Origin of the sequence: Vibrio sp. 10N.286.49.C3, from assembly GCF_041469545.1 — a bacterium.
GTDB lineage: Bacteria > Pseudomonadota > Gammaproteobacteria > Enterobacterales > Vibrionaceae > Vibrio > Vibrio tasmaniensis_A.
The window spans coordinates 58,877-76,601 of the sequence record NZ_JBFRKT010000014.1 but is presented as its reverse complement, the minus strand read 5'-3'; the positions used below and the strand labels follow the sequence as shown (position 1 = coordinate 76,601).

At 44.9% G+C, this 17,725-nt stretch carries 16 protein-coding genes; 12 read left to right on the top strand and 4 right to left on the bottom strand.

Going from position 1 to position 17,725, the window contains the following annotated elements; all coding sequences use genetic code 11:
• Positions 1-499 precede the first annotated feature (499 nt).
• From AB4180_RS07815 to AB4180_RS07805, 3 genes are read left to right on the top strand one after another with little or no spacing between them, the layout of a single operon-like run.
• The gene (locus tag AB4180_RS07815) at positions 500-721 is read left to right on the top strand and encodes a FeoA family protein (protein ID WP_004734203.1); all 222 of its coding nucleotides are present in this window, start codon (positions 500-502) and stop codon (positions 719-721) included.
• Positions 722-2,995 (top strand): Fe(2+) transporter permease subunit FeoB, encoded by a 2,274-nt coding sequence (gene feoB / locus AB4180_RS07810; RefSeq protein ID WP_102582471.1) that lies wholly within the window; start codon positions 722-724, stop codon positions 2,993-2,995.
• Positions 2,992-3,222, top strand: coding sequence for a FeoC-like transcriptional regulator (locus AB4180_RS07805; RefSeq protein ID WP_009847310.1), 231 nt, complete (start codon positions 2,992-2,994; stop codon positions 3,220-3,222). Before feoB ends, AB4180_RS07805 begins: the two co-directional genes overlap by 4 nt.
• 136 nt (positions 3,223-3,358) lie before the next feature.
• Here the strand turns inward: AB4180_RS07805 and AB4180_RS07800 are convergent, their stop codons facing one another.
• On the bottom strand, positions 3,359-3,787 hold the full coding sequence (locus tag AB4180_RS07800; protein ID WP_009847309.1) for an HIT domain-containing protein: 429 nt from the start codon (positions 3,785-3,787) through the stop codon (positions 3,359-3,361).
• 106 nt (positions 3,788-3,893) lie between these two features.
• Positions 3,894-5,627, bottom strand: a complete 1,734-nt coding sequence (gene argS, locus AB4180_RS07795) for an arginine--tRNA ligase (RefSeq protein ID WP_102249878.1) — start codon at positions 5,625-5,627, stop codon at positions 3,894-3,896.
• A 350-nt stretch (positions 5,628-5,977) separates the two neighbouring features.
• Here argS and AB4180_RS07790 point away from each other — a divergent pair, with 350 nt between their 5' ends.
• Entirely contained in the window at positions 5,978-6,574 is a 597-nt protein-coding gene (locus AB4180_RS07790; RefSeq protein ID WP_102249877.1) for a VOC family protein, read from the top strand.
• Positions 6,575-6,882: 308 nt separating this feature from the next.
• Here the strand turns inward: AB4180_RS07790 and purU are convergent, their stop codons facing one another.
• Positions 6,883-7,716, bottom strand: coding sequence for a formyltetrahydrofolate deformylase (purU, locus tag AB4180_RS07785; RefSeq protein ID WP_029223462.1), 834 nt, complete (start codon positions 7,714-7,716; stop codon positions 6,883-6,885).
• Between the two features lie 263 nt (positions 7,717-7,979).
• Between purU and AB4180_RS07780 the strand changes: the two genes are divergently transcribed.
• From AB4180_RS07780 to rnd, 8 genes are all read left to right on the top strand, one after another.
• Complete coding sequence (locus tag AB4180_RS07780) at positions 7,980-8,180, top strand: hypothetical protein (protein WP_017079481.1); 201 nt, start codon at positions 7,980-7,982, stop codon at positions 8,178-8,180.
• Between the two features lie 160 nt (positions 8,181-8,340).
• Positions 8,341-10,269: an ATP-dependent DNA helicase gene (locus AB4180_RS07775; protein ID WP_099165320.1), complete on the top strand. Its 1,929-nt coding sequence runs from the start codon at positions 8,341-8,343 to the stop codon at positions 10,267-10,269.
• Between the two features lie 59 nt (positions 10,270-10,328).
• Positions 10,329-11,030 (top strand): tRNA (adenosine(37)-N6)-threonylcarbamoyltransferase complex dimerization subunit type 1 TsaB, encoded by a 702-nt coding sequence (gene tsaB / locus AB4180_RS07770; RefSeq protein ID WP_102249876.1) that lies wholly within the window; start codon positions 10,329-10,331, stop codon positions 11,028-11,030.
• Positions 11,031-11,102: 72 nt separating this feature from the next.
• Positions 11,103-11,408: a hypothetical protein gene (locus AB4180_RS07765; RefSeq protein WP_009847302.1), complete on the top strand. Its 306-nt coding sequence runs from the start codon at positions 11,103-11,105 to the stop codon at positions 11,406-11,408.
• A 39-nt stretch (positions 11,409-11,447) separates the two neighbouring features.
• Positions 11,448-12,008 carry a Slp family lipoprotein gene (locus tag AB4180_RS07760; RefSeq protein ID WP_009847301.1) on the top strand — a complete coding sequence of 187 codons (561 nt, stop codon included), beginning with the start codon at positions 11,448-11,450 and terminating at the stop codon, positions 12,006-12,008.
• Positions 12,009-12,055: 47 nt separating this feature from the next.
• Complete coding sequence (locus AB4180_RS07755; RefSeq protein WP_102249875.1) at positions 12,056-12,907, top strand: alpha/beta fold hydrolase; 852 nt, start codon at positions 12,056-12,058, stop codon at positions 12,905-12,907.
• A 106-nt stretch (positions 12,908-13,013) separates the two neighbouring features.
• Positions 13,014-14,708, top strand: coding sequence for a long-chain-fatty-acid--CoA ligase FadD (fadD, locus tag AB4180_RS07750; protein ID WP_009847299.1), 1,695 nt, complete (start codon positions 13,014-13,016; stop codon positions 14,706-14,708).
• A gap of 144 nt (positions 14,709-14,852) precedes the next feature.
• Positions 14,853-15,971, top strand: a complete 1,119-nt coding sequence (rnd, locus tag AB4180_RS07745; protein ID WP_069591626.1) for a ribonuclease D — start codon at positions 14,853-14,855, stop codon at positions 15,969-15,971.
• A 94-nt stretch (positions 15,972-16,065) separates the two neighbouring features.
• Here the strand turns inward: rnd and pfaD are convergent, their stop codons facing one another.
• Positions 16,066-17,703, bottom strand: coding sequence for an eicosapentaenoate synthase subunit PfaD (gene pfaD, locus AB4180_RS07740; RefSeq protein ID WP_102249874.1), 1,638 nt, complete (start codon positions 17,701-17,703; stop codon positions 16,066-16,068).
• Between the last annotated feature and the right edge of the window lie 22 nt (positions 17,704-17,725).

The following is a 17,725-nucleotide window of genomic DNA, read 5'->3' as shown; positions in this document are numbered from 1 at the left end:
TACGAGATACGAGATACGAGATAGTTGGGGAGTTTAAAAAGGTTTTTGGGTTAAAACAAAAGGAAGAAAAAAATATCGTGGTATAGCCGGGGGGACTATACCACGGGTGCCAATGACACCTTCGCTTGCTGCCGGAGTGATATGGCAAGCCACATCACCTCTGGAATAAAATTAAAGAGAAAGAGTTTCTCTTCGATGGAGTAACTATACGGGTAGCGACTTGTTTTGCTTATAAAATTAACGACAGATGACTGTGAGAAAACCGACATTATTATAAGTTGTTGATTATTAGTGCTTTATTGTTTTCTGGTTGACGCGTACTAGTGAGGTAGTCCCCACTAATTGTTGAAAGTGACGTTTTTGACGTAAACGTTTTTAACGAAATTTACGAGAGTGTATTTTCGAAAACATTGATTTCACACAATAGAATTGTGGGTATGTGCGTGTATTATATCGGTAATAACAATCTTTCTCATTATCAATCTCGAACTGGGTACTTATGAAACTCTCACAACTAGAGCAAGGAAAAGCGGCTTCTATTGTTGCACTTACAGGTTTAACACCAGACGTTAGAAAAAAACTAATGGTTATGGGCATGTTGCCAAAAACCGAGGTGACACTTATCCGTCGTGCACCTATGGGTGATCCGCTTCAAGTTGAAGTGAGAGGTGTTTCTATAGCCATTCGTGAAAGCATTGCAGAACAAATCGAGGTTATCTAAATGGATTATCAAGTTCTTACTGTTGGTAACCCTAATAGTGGTAAAACAACATTATTTAACGCATTAACTGGCGCAAAACAGCACGTTGGTAACTGGGTTGGTGTGACCGTAGAAAAGAAAACCGGTTTATATTCGCACGCTGGGGATCAATTTCAGTTAACGGATTTACCAGGCATTTATGCACTAGACAGTGGCAATGATGCAAACAGTATCGATGAGTCGATTGCATCACGCGCCGTGCTTACTCACCCAGCGGACGTGATCATCAATGTTGTTGATGCTAGCTGTTTGGAAAGAAGCTTATACATGACATTACAATTGCGAGAGTTGGGTCGCCCAATGATCGTTGTATTGAACAAAATGGATGTATTAAAGCGTGAGCGTCAGGTGATTAATCTTAAGGCTCTAGAAAAAGAGCTAGGTTGCCCGGTTCTAAGCTTGTCAGCAAACGATAAAGGGCAAGTGGTTCGTTTTAAAGAGCGTTTGCATAAGCTTCTGGTTCAAGGTGTGAGTCTTGATCCTATCTCTATTGATTACGATGCCGCGTTAGAAGTTCTTATTCCTTCTGTTGAGTCACAATTTGATGATGCTGACGTATCTCACCGAGCGCTAGCGATTCGTGCTTTAGAAAATGATTACTTGGTATTGAATGGTTTGGCCCCACAAACTCGCACTCAAATTGATAGTGTGCGTCTTGGTGCCGATTTCGATATTGATCTTGCTGTTGCTGACGCTAAATACACTTTCTTACATGAACTTTGTAAACGAGTTCGTCGTAGCGAAGGCAAACTGAGCCGTAATTTCACAGAGAAAGCCGATCAATTCATTTTGAATAAATGGGTCGGGATTCCTTTTTTCTTCGTCATCATGTACCTAATGTTTATGTTCTCTATCAATATCGGTAGCGCGTTTATCGACTTCTTCGATATTGGTGTTGGCGCAATATTAGTTGATGGCGGACATCACTTATTAGATGGTCACTTACCGGTTTGGCTAGTCACCGTTCTTGCTGATGGTATTGGTGGCGGTATCCAAACGGTTGCGACCTTTATTCCGGTTATTGCCGCGCTTTACTTATTCTTAGCGGTACTAGAAAGTTCAGGCTACATGGCCCGCGCTGCATTTGTACTGGATAAAGTGATGCAGAAGATTGGCTTACCGGGCAAAGCATTTGTACCACTTGTTCTGGGTTTTGGCTGTAACGTACCTTCTATCATGGCAACTCGTACTCTTGACCAAGAGCGCGAACGTAAACTCGCCGCATCAATGGCACCGTTTATGTCATGTGGTGCTCGTCTACCTGTATACGCACTGTTTGCTGCTGCATTCTTTCCTGGTGCTGGACAAAACGTTGTGTTCGCTCTGTACATCATGGGTATTCTGGCTTCTGTGTTTACGGGCTTGTACCTTAAAAATACTATCTATCCTGGTAGCAGCGATAGCTTGGTTATGGAAATGCCGGATTACGAATTGCCGACCGTGCAAAACGTGATGCTGAAAACTTGGCAGAAGCTGAAACGTTTCGTGCTTGGCGCAGGTAAAACCATTGTAATGGTTGTGGCAATTCTGAGTTTCTTGAATTCATTAGGTATGGACGGCAGTTTTGGTAACGAAGACAGTGAAAGTTCTGTGCTATCTAAAGCGGCTCAAGTTGTAACTCCAGTGTTCCAACCGATTGGTATTACTGAAGAGAACTGGCCTGCAACGGTTGGTATCATTACCGGTATTTTTGCGAAAGAAGCCGTGGTTGGTACGCTAAATAGCTTATACACTACACCTTCTGATGAAGAAGCGGCTGAGTTTGATCTAGCGGCAAGTTTAGAAGAAGCTGTAATGACCATTCCTGAAAACCTTGCTGGTTTGAGCTATTCAGATCCATTAGGAATTGAAGTTGGTGACTTGTCTGACTCTAGTTCTGTGGCTGCTGATCAAGAGGTTGATACTTCGATCTTTGGTAACTTGAAAGATAAGTTTGTATCAGGCCACGCTGCGTTTGCTTACTTAATCCTAATCTTGCTTTACACACCTTGTGTGGCAGCGATGGGTGCTTATGTTCGTGAATTTGGTCAGACGTTTGCCCGCTTCATCGCAGTTTGGACAATGGCACTTGGTTACTTCGGTGCGACCTTCTATTACCAAGCAGCAAACTTCGCTGTACACCCAGTAAGTAGTGCTGTGTGGATGGTGGCAATTGCTGGTGGTTTTGTGGTGACGTATCGCATCTTCAAGAAAATCGGCAGTAAGCAAAAAGCACTTGAGGTGCAAGTAGTATGATTTTAACTGAACTTCATCAATACATTGATAACGAAGGTGTTGCTGCTCGTAGTGAGCTTGCATCTAAGTTTGGGGTAAGTGAAGACGGTATCGATGCTATGCTGGGAGTGTGGGTCAAGAAAGGCAAGATATCTCGCTTGGTCGACACCAATAAGCATGGCCATACAACACGTATTCGCTACACCATCAGCAAACAAGATGGTTTGTCACTGAATGTGATGATGTAGTTCAGGTCTCATACTCTCGTTGAAAGCGACGAGATTAGACAATAAAAAAGCCGCTCACCTATTTTAGGTGAGCGGCTTTTTGTTATGTGTCTTATCTGAACTGTCTTGTTTTAAAGCTCAATGAGACCAACTCAAATTACGCCTTCTTGAAGATAGAACTCAGCGACAAAACGTTTTGGATACGAGTATGGATTGCAGCTTGTTCTTCTTCCGTACGCTGCTCACCTTTAGTGTTTCCCCATACTGGTCCTGGCCATGCGATGTCATTTTTGAAACGCGCAATATGGTGAATGTGCAGTTGTGGCACCATGTTACCTAGCGCGCCTAGGTTTAATTTGTCTGGTTGGAATGTCGCTTCTAATGCTTGGCTTACCGCTTGAGACTCAAGCAAGAACTGCTGTTGTTCTTTCATTGGTAGATGGTGCAACTCTTTTAGGTTGGCGCGTTTGGGTACCAAGATAACCCAAGGCACTGCACTGTCTTTGCTTAGCAGCGCCAAGCTTAGTGGAAATTCGCCGATAAGCGTGGTGTCTTTTGCTAACTGTGGGTGAAGTTCAAAGCTCATTATTATTATCCATTTCGATTTCTTGAATTCAGTATACGTTAGATAAAACAAAAGGTTGATGCTCTCACATCAACCTTTGTATTTATTCATTGTAACCCGAAGGGGATTACATACGCTCTAGAGTTTCGATACCTAGAAGCGACAGACCTTGCTTGATAGTCTTAGCTGTCAGTGCAGCAAGCTTCAGGCGGCTCTGTTTAACGGTTTCATCTTCAGCCACAAGGATAGGGCATGCTTCGTAGAAGCTAGAGAATTGACCAGCAAGTTCGAACAGGTAGCTACACATGATGTGTGGTTGACCTTCACTAGCAACAGACTGTACCGCTTCTTCAAATTGTAGAAGTTTCGCGATAAGGGCTTTCTCTTTCTCTTCAGTGATTTTGATTTCACCTTCTAGAGAGTCCATAGAAATGCCTGCTTTAGCAAAGATTGAAGCGACACGAGTGTATGCGTACTGCATGTACGGTGCTGTGTTGCCTTCAAATGCCAGCATGTTTTCCCAGTCGAACACGTAATCAGTGGTACGGTGCTTAGAAAGGTCTGCGTATTTAACTGCTGCCATTGCTACTGTGTTCGCAATGGTTTTCTTCTCGTCTTCTGCTAGCTCAGGGTTTTTAGATTCAATCAGCTGAGTTGCACGTACTTCTGCTTCGTCCAGAAGATCAGCAAGACGAACTGTACCGCCTGCACGAGTTTTAAATGGCTTACCATCTTTACCTAGCATCATGCCAAATGCGTGGTGCTCAAGAGATACAGACTCAGGAACATAACCTGCTTTACGAACAATAGTCCAAGCTTGCATTAGGTGTTGGTGCTGACGAGAGTCAATGAAGTAAAGTACGCGGTCTGCGCCCAGTTCTTCAAAACGGTATTTAGCACAGGCAATATCGGTGGTGGTGTAAAGGAAGCCACCGTCACGTTTTTGCACGATAACGCCCATCGGGTCGCCATCTTTGTTTTTGTATTCGTCTAGGAATACAACTTGTGCGCCGTCAGACTCTTTTGCTAGGCCTTGTGCTTGTAGATCAGCAACGATGTTTGAAAGCATGTGGTTGTACATACTTTCACCCATCACATCATCACGTGTCAGTGATACGTTTAGGCGATCGTAGTTACGTTGGTTTTGAACCATGGTTACGTCAACCAGCTTTTTCCACATTTCAGCACAGTATGCGTCGCCGCCTTGCAGTTTCACTACGTAGCCACGTGCTTTCACAGCGAATTCTTCGTCTTCGTCGTAAAGCTTTTTAGATTCACGGTAGAACTGCTCAAGATCTGAAAGTTCCATTGAAACTTCGCCAGTTTCAGCTTGGATGCGCTCAAGGTTTGCGATAAGCATACCGAATTGAGTACCCCAGTCACCAATGTGGTTAGCACGGATAACTTTGTGACCTAAGAACTCAAGTGTACGAACAACAGCATCACCGATGATTGTTGAACGTAGGTGACCAACGTGCATTTCTTTTGCAACGTTTGGAGCAGAGTAGTCAGCAACAATTGTTTGTGCTTCAGCTGCTGCAACACCAAGACGAGAGTCAGCCAGTGCTGCGTCTGCTTGTTGCGCTAGGAATGCTTCATCTAGGAAGATGTTTAGGAAACCTGGACCTGCGATTTCAACTTTAGAAGCGATACCGTCTAGGTTTAGAACGTCCAATACTTTTTGAGCAAATTCTCGAGGGTTAGTGCCTAGTCGTTTAGCAACGCCCATAACGCCGTTTGCTTGGTAGTCACCAAATTGTGGTTTTGCAGATTGGCGAACAGCCGCAGGAGAGCCTGCAGGTGCGCCAGCGGCTTCTAGAGCCTGAGATACTTTGTCATTAATCAGTGCTTGGATATTCACACGCGTTTCCTTCAATTCAAGGATGAATAAGAGTGGCCGTTATTTCGTGGGTATTAAATTTGGTTAATTATGCTTCGAGTTAACGATTTAATGCCGAAATGAACAACAGACTCTGTTTAAGTTCACAAAAATGGCGTTAATCATACCAATTTTGTGGGGTTTCTTATAGGTCGAATTGATAGAAAATTAACATTTCCTGAGGGGTTTTTGACAATCGACTTTGACCAAGCCAGGTTTGTCTATTTAGGAAAGTAAGACACCGTACTTTTTGAACGTTTTTTTGTAAAAGCAACGCTTGTTGCTGAAAGTAAAACTGATACCATGCAGCCATTATTTGGAGAACAAAGACAATGACGATGAGCCTGAAGCAAGCCGAACTAGAACCACAACAAATGATTGCGCGCCTTGATACGTTTATGGCGAAAATTGAGAACCTAGGAAATACATTGGGTTTAGATTTAAGCTTTGCTCAAGCGGATCATATTGCATTAAGAATCAATGAAACTGAGCTTGCGAAATCAGCACATCAAGCATGGTCTGAATACGGCTCTACGATTTCAGAAGCGATGATTAACGGTCGTCCAATTGTTGTGTTGGCTTTCGATGAACCATTGCAAAGCCTTGGTTGGAAGATTGAGTGCTTAGAGTTGCCATATCCAGCAGAAGGTAAAATTTATCCAAGCCAAGATTGGGAACATGTTGAGTTTGTGATTCCTTCTCACGCGCAAACGGCTGATGAGTATTTAGCGGACCTTAAAGAAACGTACCCGCAGTTTGCTGCTAAGTTTGAAACTTTGGCAGAGCAAAGTATTAAAATAAAACTCTCTAGCCCGAAAGGCGAGGGTGAGCGTTTGAATAACCCAACGGTTGCATTCAAACATCAAGGGATTTGCATCAAGCTGCATCCACACTCTTTGAAGAAGATTGTAGAGTCTGAACAGGCTTAATTTGGGTAGAGAATTGCTGGGGTAGATTCCTGATCTCGCCTAGGCTCGTCGGAATGACGGGGTGTTTGATGGTGTTTGCCAGAGTCTAGCTTTAGAGGCTGACTGAGCGTTCGAGGGAGTATGTCAGAGTCTACAGTTAGAAGGTTCTTGCCGAATTCGTCATTCCCGATAGCGACGAAAGAGCGTAGTTGGAAATCTCTAAAAGCTAGTCTAATAACCAGATACAAAAGACGCGCAATGGGTTAACCCTGTTGCGCGTTTTTTATTGGGTTCTAACTGAAAGTATTACTGTAAATCGAATCCCCGACTTACAGAATTACAGTCTTGTTGCCGTAAACAAACACATGATCATTGATCACTTTGTTTAGAGCCTTACTCAATACGTTTTTCTCTACGTCACGACCCGCTTGAGCCATGTCTTTCGCGCTGAAGTTGTGATCCACTGGGATAACATCTTGCTTGATGATTGGGCCTTCATCGAGATCGTTTGTCACGAAGTGCGCCGTTGCGCCAATGATTTTTACGCCGCGCTCATACGCTTGCTGGTATGGTTTAGCACCAATAAATGCAGGTAAGAAGCTGTGGTGGATGTTGATGATCTTGTGGTTGTACTTCTCAACAAAGCCCGGAGTCAGCACTCGCATGTATTTAGCAAGAACCAAATAGTCCGCCTCGTACTGGTCAATCACTTCAAGCATCTTCTTCTCATGTTCTTCACGGTTTAAACCTTCGTGAGAAACATGATGATAAGGAATATCAAAACGCTCGGTTAAGCTTTGCAGAGTATCGTAGTTGCCAACAACAGCGGCAATTTCTACATCTAAGCTGCCATCGAAGTTCTTCATCAGAATATCGCCAAGGCAGTGCGCTTCTTTAGTCACGAGTATCACGACACGCTTACGAGATGAATCAACAAGCTTACGTTTTGTGTTTTCTGGTAGCGCTTGATCTAAATCGGCGAGTAAGGTTTCGTCATTGAAGTAACCCTCTAGCTCGGTACGCATAAAGAAGTGGCCGCTAGTGTTATCAACGAACTCATTGTTATGAATAATATTGAGTTGGTGCTTGTAACAAATGTTGGTGATCTTTGAGATGAGGCCTGGGGCGTCAGTACAATGTGTTAATAAAGTTTTTCTTTCCATTTGCATCTTACTTCCATGAAATGTTTTTATTCTTCAAATTTAATGCAGGCCGTCGAACGGTGAACTGAGCCGCAATATCACCGTTATAATTAATCTATTATCAATTTGGTTTCAACAAAATCTACCGTTCATTTAGGGGATTAATAAATTGAGAGGCTTAATAAATTCAGGTAGAGGTTAGATTTCTGACGGTTTTAACCGATATTCTCGGTCAAGTCCCACTCGAGCGAGCCAACATTTCAGCCATGCATAGGTGATCATTTATGGATAAAGAGTTACTAGCGAAAAAGTTATATTGTAAGCGTGTAAATTCATTAGTTGGTGATGTTCAGGTGGACGGCAACGTTCTTGATGAAATGTGGGAAAGCAAGGCCTCTCCGACTGATGCTGCTAAAGCCATGCAATCAAGTGATACCGACTTTACTGGTGCGCCTTGGTTATCTCGTTATTTGAATCGTAAGTAGTTAAACAACCCTTTCATTTGTTTTGGGCTAGGTTGATAAGAAGGACTTAGCCTGCCATGTTCTATTCGATATACATCTCCGGTGCGCAGTCATTTCTGATTCGCACCGGCTCACTAAACCTGCCATAATTCGCCTTCTATTTTTCTAAACCACGTACTCTATGATATCTAAAACGTTTTCTGCTGATGGTGCTCTGGGTAAAGCGATCCCTGGGTTTCAACCACGACAAGCTCAGCTGGATATGGCTGAAGCGGTCTCACAAGCCATTGAGCAACAAAGCCAATTGGTTGTTGAGGCGGGGACAGGTACCGGCAAGACGTTTGCTTACCTTGTGCCAGCGCTGCTAAGTGGCAAGAAAACTATCATCAGTACGGGGTCTAAAAACCTTCAAGAGCAGTTGTTTCATCGTGACTTACCATTGATGGTCGATGCACTTGGCTTTTATGGTCAGGTTGCCCTGCTGAAAGGTCGTTCAAACTATTTGTGTTTAGACCGCTTGAGCCGCCAGATGATCGAAAGTCATGGCACTCATACCGATCCAACATTGTTAGCTCAGTTGGTGAAAGTGCGCAGCTGGTCTTCGGCGACTCAAACTGGTGACTTAGGTGATTGCGATGATATTGCTGAAGATAGCCCAGTTATTCCAACCATTACCTCAACCAACGACAACTGCTTAGGTAAAGAATGCCCAAGCTACACCGATTGCTTTGTGCTGAAAGCGCGTAAAAAAGCGATGGATTCCGATGTTGTCGTAGTAAACCACCATCTGTTTCTTGCGGATTTAGCGATTAAAGAAACCGGGTTTGGTGAGCTTATTCCAGAGGCTGATGTGTTTATCTTCGATGAAGCGCATCAACTTCCTGATATCGCCAGCCAGTATTTCGGACAATCAGTATCAAGCCGACAAATCCAAGAACTAGCTAAAGATATTGAAATTGCTTATCGAACTGAAGCCAAAGACATGCGTCAGTTGCAAAAGGTTGGAGAGAGGCTAATTCAATCAGCCGCTGACCTACGTATTGTACTTGGTGATACGGGCTTTCGTGGTAACTGGCGTGAAGCATTGAAGTCAGAGTCGATTGCGAGAGAGCTCGTGCGTTTACAAGATGCGTTGCAACTGGCTGTGGATGTATTGAAATTAGCATTGGGTCGTAGCCAGTTGTTAGACACGGCTTTCGAGCGTGCAACCATGATTAAGTCGCGTATCGAACGTGTGTGTGATGTGTCGATTACCGGTTATTCCTATTGGTATGATACAACGCCACGACAATTTGCTTTGCATATCACGCCTCTTTCAGTTGCCGATAAATTCCACGAACAAATCGAGCTTAAACCGGGTGCTTGGGTGTTTACTTCAGCAACCCTAGCGGTGTCGGATGATTTCGATCACTTCACCTCTCGACTTGGATTAAAGCCGTCGGCACAGTTTTCATTGCCGAGCCCATTTGATTATCCGAATCAGGCGCGCTTGTGTGTGCCTCGTTATCTTCCGGAGCCCAATAGTCCAGGTTTGGCTGACAAATTAGTCAGGATGCTGGCTCCTGTGATTGAGCAAAACCAAGGTCGTTGTTTCTTTTTGTGTACCTCACACAGCATGATGAAAGAGTTGGGCGAGCGATTCCGTGAAACGCTTACTGTACCCGTTCTATTGCAAGGTGAGACCAGTAAGCAAAAAACCTTAGCGGAATTCATGGAATTAGGTAACGCATTGCTGGTGGCCACGGGGGCATTCTGGGAGGGGATCGATGTTAGGGGCGACGCATTAAGCTGTGTTATCATCGATAAATTGCCCTTTACCGCCCCAGACGACCCGTTACTTAAGGCTCGAATCGAGGACTGTAAGCTAAAAGGGGGTGATCCTTTTGCACAAGTGCAGTTACCAGACGCAGTGATTACCTTGAAACAAGGTGTTGGACGATTAATACGTGATAAGCGTGATAATGGCGCTTTAATTATTTGCGATAACCGATTGGTGACCCGTGATTACGGTGGTGTATTTTTGGCGAGTTTACCGCCTATCCCACGTACCCGTGACTTAGGGATCATTAAAGAATTCTTAGCTAAAGACCATTCAACCGCTGCTGAGTAATTGGCATTGTTGAACTTAGCCATTATTTTTAGATTAGATAACGAATATTTGAGACACGAATGAGCGCGAAAATTCTTGCAGTAGATACCGCAACTGAAAACTGTTCAGTTGCACTAGTAATGGGTGACCAGGTGTTCGCACGTAGCGAAGAGGCTCCTCGAGACCATACGAAAAAAATTCTACCTATGGTTGATGAAGTACTGAAAGAAGCGAACATCGCTTTAACCGATATCGACGCAATCGCGTTTGGCCAAGGCCCAGGCAGCTTCACGGGCGTACGCATTGGTATTGGTATTGCTCAAGGCTTAGCTTTTGGTGCTGATTTACCGATGATCGGTGTGTCTACACTGGCAGCGATGGCGCAGGGCAGCTACCGTAAATTTGGTGAAACTCACGTAGCAACAGCGATTGATGCTCGTATGAGTGAAGTATATTGGGCTCGTTACAGCCGTGAAGACGATGGTCGTTGGACTGCGGTTGATGCGGAATGTGTCACGCCTCCAAGCGAATTGGCTGCGCAGCTTGAAGTGGATTCTGAGACATGGGCAAAAGTAGGCACCGGTTGGGAAGCGTACGCCGAGCATATGGATACACTAGCGATCAACACCAAAGCGTGTGAGGTTCTGTTCCCAGAAGCTCAAGATATGGCGTTCCTTGCTCAATTCGCTTATGCAGAAGGCAAAGCGGTTGCTGCTGAAGAATCTGAGCCGGTTTACTTACGTGATAAAGTGACTTGGAAAAAACTGCCTGGTCGCGAGTAAATACGTATTACTTTGGCTCTGCAGTTTATTTTGTAGAGCCGTTATTAAAATTAGGTAATAAATTCTTTAAGCATGGTTTCAATCAACGGCTTACCTCCTTCTTCGATAGGCAATACATCTAAAACCAATCGAACCAACAAAAAGAATGAGGTAAAAAAAGGTGATGCAAAGACCTCTGTTGGTCAGCCAACAAAGGTCGCGAATGCTGTCTCGCATTCTATTCGCCAGGTCAAAGAATCTGAAATTCACAAGGCTCAGATTCAATATGATCTTCCAGAAGGGCGCGGACGACGTGCGATGGAGGAGTATATGGATGTGATGAATCAAGCTAAAAAAGAGGAACTTGCAAAGCTAATTGGGGTCGATATTTATATCTAGCTTTGTGTTTTCATTTATCCTGCTCTAAGGAGCTGCATTATGTATTCTCTCATATCTAAATCTCGCTTATTTTTCCTTGTCGCTTTCTCTACGATGGTGATGGGGTGCTCCTCTTTACCTAAAGAACTTAATGCAAACTCAGAACAGGTGGTAACTGACTACCAAGAGTGGGTAAACACACTACCGGATGCCGGTGATGTTCGTTTGGGTGGCGTGATTGCTAAAGTCACTAATCTGAAAGATAAAACGCGTGTTGAAGTGGTGAACTTACCTATCTCTAGTAGTGGTAAGCCTGATATTGATGCCGAACCAAAAGGACGTTTTGTTGGTTACATTGACGGCTATGTTGAACCATTGAGCTTTGCTGAGGGTCGTTTAGTTACTTTAGTTGGCACATCAAATAGCACTGAAGACGGTATGGTTGGTGAATACCCTTACACTTTCCCAGTCATGAATGTCTACAATCAACGTTTATGGCAGATCACTGAAAGAGTGGTTATTAATGACTTTGCGCCAACTTACTACTCTTGCCGCAGTTTACATTGTCGCAGTTTTCAAACCATGCCTAAGTCAGGGCGTGTGATTCAAGATGTGCAATAGTCGAACCTTAACTCGACATACCCAATGACAGGGACACCATACTATCAATGATTGAACAGTCATATTCCCTTGCGAGCGGGACACTTGCAACACAACAGATTGGCAACCCACAAACGACCGTAACGACGGTCGTTTTTATTCATGGCTGGCTAGACAATTCCGCAAGTTTTACTCAGGTCATGCAGCAAGTCTCTAAGCTTTCTTCAGATACTCACTTAGTTGCGATCGATCTTTTTGGGCACGGTTACTCGTCGCATAAGTCGGGGAGTTACTACCCATTTCACGACTATATTGATGATTTACACCAGCTAGTGACCAAATTATCGCCATACGGACTGGTACTGGTAGGACATTCACTTGGTGCATTGATAGCAAGTTGCTATAGTGCCGCCTTTCCTGAAAAGGTGTCAGGATTAATTCAAATTGAAGGTCACGGACCTCTTTCTGAAGCTCCCCACGAAACAGTCTCTCGCTTGAGGGATGGGGTACTTAGTCGTCTTCGACAGCGAAGAAAGCCTTCACGTCCTCTGGCAAGCCTTGAGGATGCTATTAAGCTGAGAGCTTACGCCAACCAAATTAATGCTGAATTAATCGCTCCTATTGTTGAGCGAGGTATTGTCGAGTTTGAGAACTCTTGGCAATGGCGATGCGACCCTAATCTAAAATGTGACTCGTTATATCGAATGTCACAGGCGCACGCTGAAGCGATCATGGCGGCTATTGAATGCCCTCAATTAATAATCCTAGGGAATGATGGATACCGACATTTGCAGCATAATCGCTACAAATCAGCGCATAGTCCTCTAAATATAGAGACGATTCCTGGCGGACATCATTGTCATTTAGAGAGCCCAGAGCTAGTTTCAGAGCTAATTCTTGGTGTAGTTAACAAAATTTAAACAAGTGTTTGAGCCTTTTAGTGCTCATGCACTAAAGCTGTGCTGTAATACCGCAATGATAAAAAGCGGCGAAGCAGTCGTCAGCTGATAAACGAGGAGTAACATCGTGGATAAACCTTGGCTTTCACGTTATCCAAGTGACGTACCAGAAACGATCAACCCAGATCAGTACCAATCTCTCATTGAAATGTTTGAACAGTCGGTACAGAAGTTCGCCGACCAACCTGCATTCGAGAACATGGGATCGATTATGACATTCCGTAAGCTTGAAGAGCGCAGTCGTGCTTTTGCTGCTTACTTGCAGAATGATCTAAAACTGAAGAAAGGCGATCGTGTCGCGCTGATGATGCCAAACTTGCTGCAATACCCAATTGCACTGTTTGGTGTGCTGCGTGCAGGTATGATTGCTGTGAACGTCAACCCACTGTACACGCCTCGCGAACTTGAACACCAACTGAATGACTCTGGTGCAAAGGCGATTGTTATCGTTTCTAACTTTGCGAGCACACTAGAGAAAGTCGTTGATAAAACTCCGGTTAAACACGTTGTACTCACTAGCCTTGGGCAAATGTTGCCACGAGCGAAAGGTACGATTGTCGACTTCGTAGTGAAATACGTGAAAGGGATGGTGCCTAAGTACGATCTACCGGGTGCCATTTCATTCAGAAAGGCACTTTACAAAGGCCGTCGTCTTCAATATGTGAAGCCGTTTATGGCGGGTGATGACATCGCATTCCTACAGTACACAGGTGGTACAACGGGTGTAGCGAAGGGCGCAATTCTAACGCACCGCAATATGATTGCGAACGTACTTCAAGCGAAAGGGGCATACAGCCCTGTGCTACAAGAAGGCCGTGAATTGGTGGTAACGGCATTGCCGCTTTACCATGTATTTGCACTGACAGTGAACTGCTTACTGTTTGTTGAGATGGGTGGCCGTAACCTTTTGATTACTAACCCTCGTGACATTCCTGGCTTTATTAAAGAACTACAAAAAGTTCCGTTTACCGCGATTACTGGCGTAAACACCTTGTTCAATGCGCTAGTCAATAACGAAGATTTCCACGAGTTGGATTTCAGTAACATGCGTCTGTCTGTTGGCGGTGGTATGGCGGTTCAGCGCGCTGTTGCTGAGCAATGGAAGAAAGCGACAGGTGTCCACCTACTTGAAGGCTATGGTTTAACTGAATGTGCTCCTTTGGTCACAGGTAACCCATACGATTTGAAAGACTACACAGGTGCAATCGGTCTACCTGTACCATCGACGGAAGTTCGTATTGTTGATGACGAAGGGAAAGTAGTGGGCAATGACCAAGTGGGTGAATTGCAGGTCCGTGGTCCTCAAGTGATGCAAGGCTACTGGCAGCGTCCAGAAGCGACCAAAGAAGTGATCGACCAAGACGGTTGGTTATCGACAGGTGACATCGTTAAGTTTGATGACGAAGGCTTGTTGTACATCGTTGACCGTAAGAAAGACATGATTCTAGTGTCGGGCTTCAACGTTTACCCGAACGAGATTGAAGATGTAGTGGCTCTACACGGCAAAGTGTTAGAAGTTGCGGCTATCGGCCAACCTCATGAAGTGTCAGGTGAACTGGTTAAGATTTACGTTGTGAAACGTGACCCGAGCCTAACCAAAGAAGACATTATCGCGCACTGTCGTGAGCACCTAACGGGCTACAAGATCCCTAAATTGATTGAGTTCCGTGAAGAACTACCAAAAACCAATGTAGGTAAGATCTTACGCCGAGTGCTTCGTGAAGAGAACGATGCTGAGCTTGCTAAACGCGCAAGCGAGTAACGAGCTCATTTACGAGAAGATGATGCACCATAAGCCATAGCAGCGCTTAATCTAAGCGAGCGCTGAAAAATGGTGTTAGAATGCCGACAGTTAATGTCGGCGTTTTTGTATCCGGCGATCAAAGTAAAATCAGTGAGAGTTTTTGTGGATTATCAAATCATTACCCAAGTGAAAGACCTTGAGCGAGTTTGCCAACAAGCACGTGAAGCCGATGTTGTTATGCTTGATACAGAGTTCGTTCGTACAAGAACCTATTACCCTCAATTAGGCTTAATTCAGTTATTTGATGGTGAAACGCTGTCACTGATTGATCCTATTGCTCTTGATGAAATGACCCCGTTTGTTGGGCTGTTGAAAGACACTTCAGTGCTCAAAGTTTTGCACGCGTGTGGCGAAGATCTAGAAGTGTTCCAGAACGCATTTGGCTGTACGCCAACGCCAATGGTTGATACGCAGATCATGGCAGCCTTCTTAGGTCATGGTCTTTCAACTGGCTTTGCAGCTCTCGTTTCAGAGTTTGTAGGCGTTGACCTAGATAAGAGTGAATCTCGCACCGACTGGCTAGCGCGTCCGCTTTCTCAAAAGCAACTCGACTACGCAGCAGCAGACGTTCACTACTTGATGCCAATGTACAACAAGCTTCTAGAAAAAGTGATGGAAGCGGGCTGGTGGGAAGCGGCACAGCAAGAGTCTGATTTACAAGTGGCTAAGCGCATCCGTAAAGCAAACCCAGATAACGCTTACCTTGATATTAAAGGCGCGTGGCAGCTAAAGCCTCAGCAGCTAGCTATTTTAAGACCGCTAGCAACTTGGCGTTTAAAAGAAGCGATTAAGCGTGACTTAGCGCTGAACTTTGTCTTCAAAGAACAAGACCTATGGGCTGTGGCGCGTTTTGCGATGAAAGACCCTAAGCACATGGAGCAAGAAGGTTTTGATTACCGCTCTGTACGTCGCCATGGCGCTAAAATCAGTTCAATCGTTAAGTTAGCTGAGCATACACCAGAAGAAGAATACCCAGCGCCAGTAGAGCGTCTAATGGACTACCCAGGTTACAAACAACTCTTCAAAGTGTTGAAAGATGAAGTGAAAACAGCATCGCAACACAGTGGTTTAGCGACTGAGTTTTTGGCGTCGAAGAAGCAACTTAACCAAGTGTTAAGCTGGATATGGAAGCACGATCGTAATCCTGAAAAGCTGCCAGATGTTATGCAAGGTTGGCGTTTAGATGTGGTTGGCGAGAAGCTAAATAAGGCGATCAAATAGCCAACGACTGCAATGAAATTTCGATGATTCAAAGAAAAGCGACCTAATTAAGGTCGCTTTTTTATTTCGTAAAATTTAGCTAGCTACTCGGCACTTAAGCCATTCTTTGCGTCGGCTTCCAGCGTGCTAGTTCAGGATCAAGCTTGATACCTTGCGAAGTCAGCAGGTTAACACGAGCCAAGTAGGCTGCGCCGTGCATTAGGTGTTTTGCTAGGTCGACTGCATTACGCTGCTGGTAATCATCTAGGTAGCTGTCTTTCGCCCATGCGTTGAATGCGCCAAGTGCAGGGCCTGCCCATACTTGGTAATCCATTTCACGACCTTGTTCACCTGTGTTTGACCAACGGCTAGAAAGCCCTAAGTACCAACGGAAGATCAGTGCCATTTTACGTTTAGGGTTGCCTTCAGCTCGCTCAATCTGTTTAGGATCACGCTCGTTAAAGTGCGCCACAGTCCCTGCCCAAATATCATCCAGTGTTGAACGGAAGACTTGCTTCTCAAGTTTCAGACGCTCTTCTACTGGAATCGCTTCAATTGAGTCGTAGCGAGTGTAAAGTTCGTACAACTTGTTCGCACGCATTGGGAATAAAGTGCCGCGCTTAACTACTTGCAGTTTCACGCCCATTTCGAACATGTCTGCTGCCGGAGCCATAGTCACGTCAGCCATTTCAGTTGTCGAAAGCAGCTTACGTGTGTGTTCGCTCGCGCCAGCCTCAACACACGCTTGGTTGATTGAACCGGTAACAATGTAAGCAGCACCCATGTTAAACGTCGCTAGAGCAGCATCAGGCGTACCTACGCCACCACCACAGCCAACACGCAGCGGAGTTTTGAATTGGTACTGTGCTTGGATTTGCTCTTTCAGCGCTAGAATCGTTGGCAGTAGGGTAACCAGTGGACGGTTATCGGTGTGACCACCTGAATCCGCTTCTGCAGTAATGTCATCAGCCATAGGAACCAACTGTGCTAGCTCCATCTGTTCTGCTGTGATTCGGCCTTCATCAACCAAAGCTTGCAGTATTTTTACAGGAGCGGGCTGCATGAACTTACTTGCGACTTCAGTACGGCTTACCTTGGCAATAACTTTGTTGCCAATCTGAATCTCACCTTGTGCATCGCGGCTAAGGCCAGCTGCACGGTAGTGAACGATTTGCGGTGTTAAACCTAAGAAGGCAGAAGCCTCAACCGTTTTCACTTTGTGCTTCAAAAACAGCTCTACACTGCCACGTTCTAGCGCGGGTTCGCTCGGGCTGTGAATCAGGTTAAACGCGTAAGGGCCGTTTGGCAGTGCTGCTTGAATACGGTTGATCGCTTGCTCAACGCGAGACGGGATTAAGCCCGCCGCGCCAAATGAACAAAGAATGCCAGCTTGGCCAAGCGCAATCACTAACTCTTCAGATGAAATGCCGTTTGCCATTGCGCCCGCATAGTAAGCGTATTTCACGCCGTGACAGCGACGAAAATCTTCGTCGCCTAGGCTTTGTGTACCAAGTGCAGGAGCAAAGGCGCTAACAGGTTGGCTGTTCGCTGAGCTTGCTGAATCGCCCGATGCAATCTCTGCTTGTTGGCTAACACCTAACCCTTTTTCTGGGTGGTTCACGACGTAACAAGCAAGGCTTAAGTCTTTCAATATTGTCGACATTGCTGCGTTATCAAAGCGAGTTGTGCTCTCTTCGATCTGCCAAGGCCACGGAGATAGCTTTTCGTTATTGATTGTAGTTTGAGTTGTCATACTAAATTCTTTCCTAGTTCTC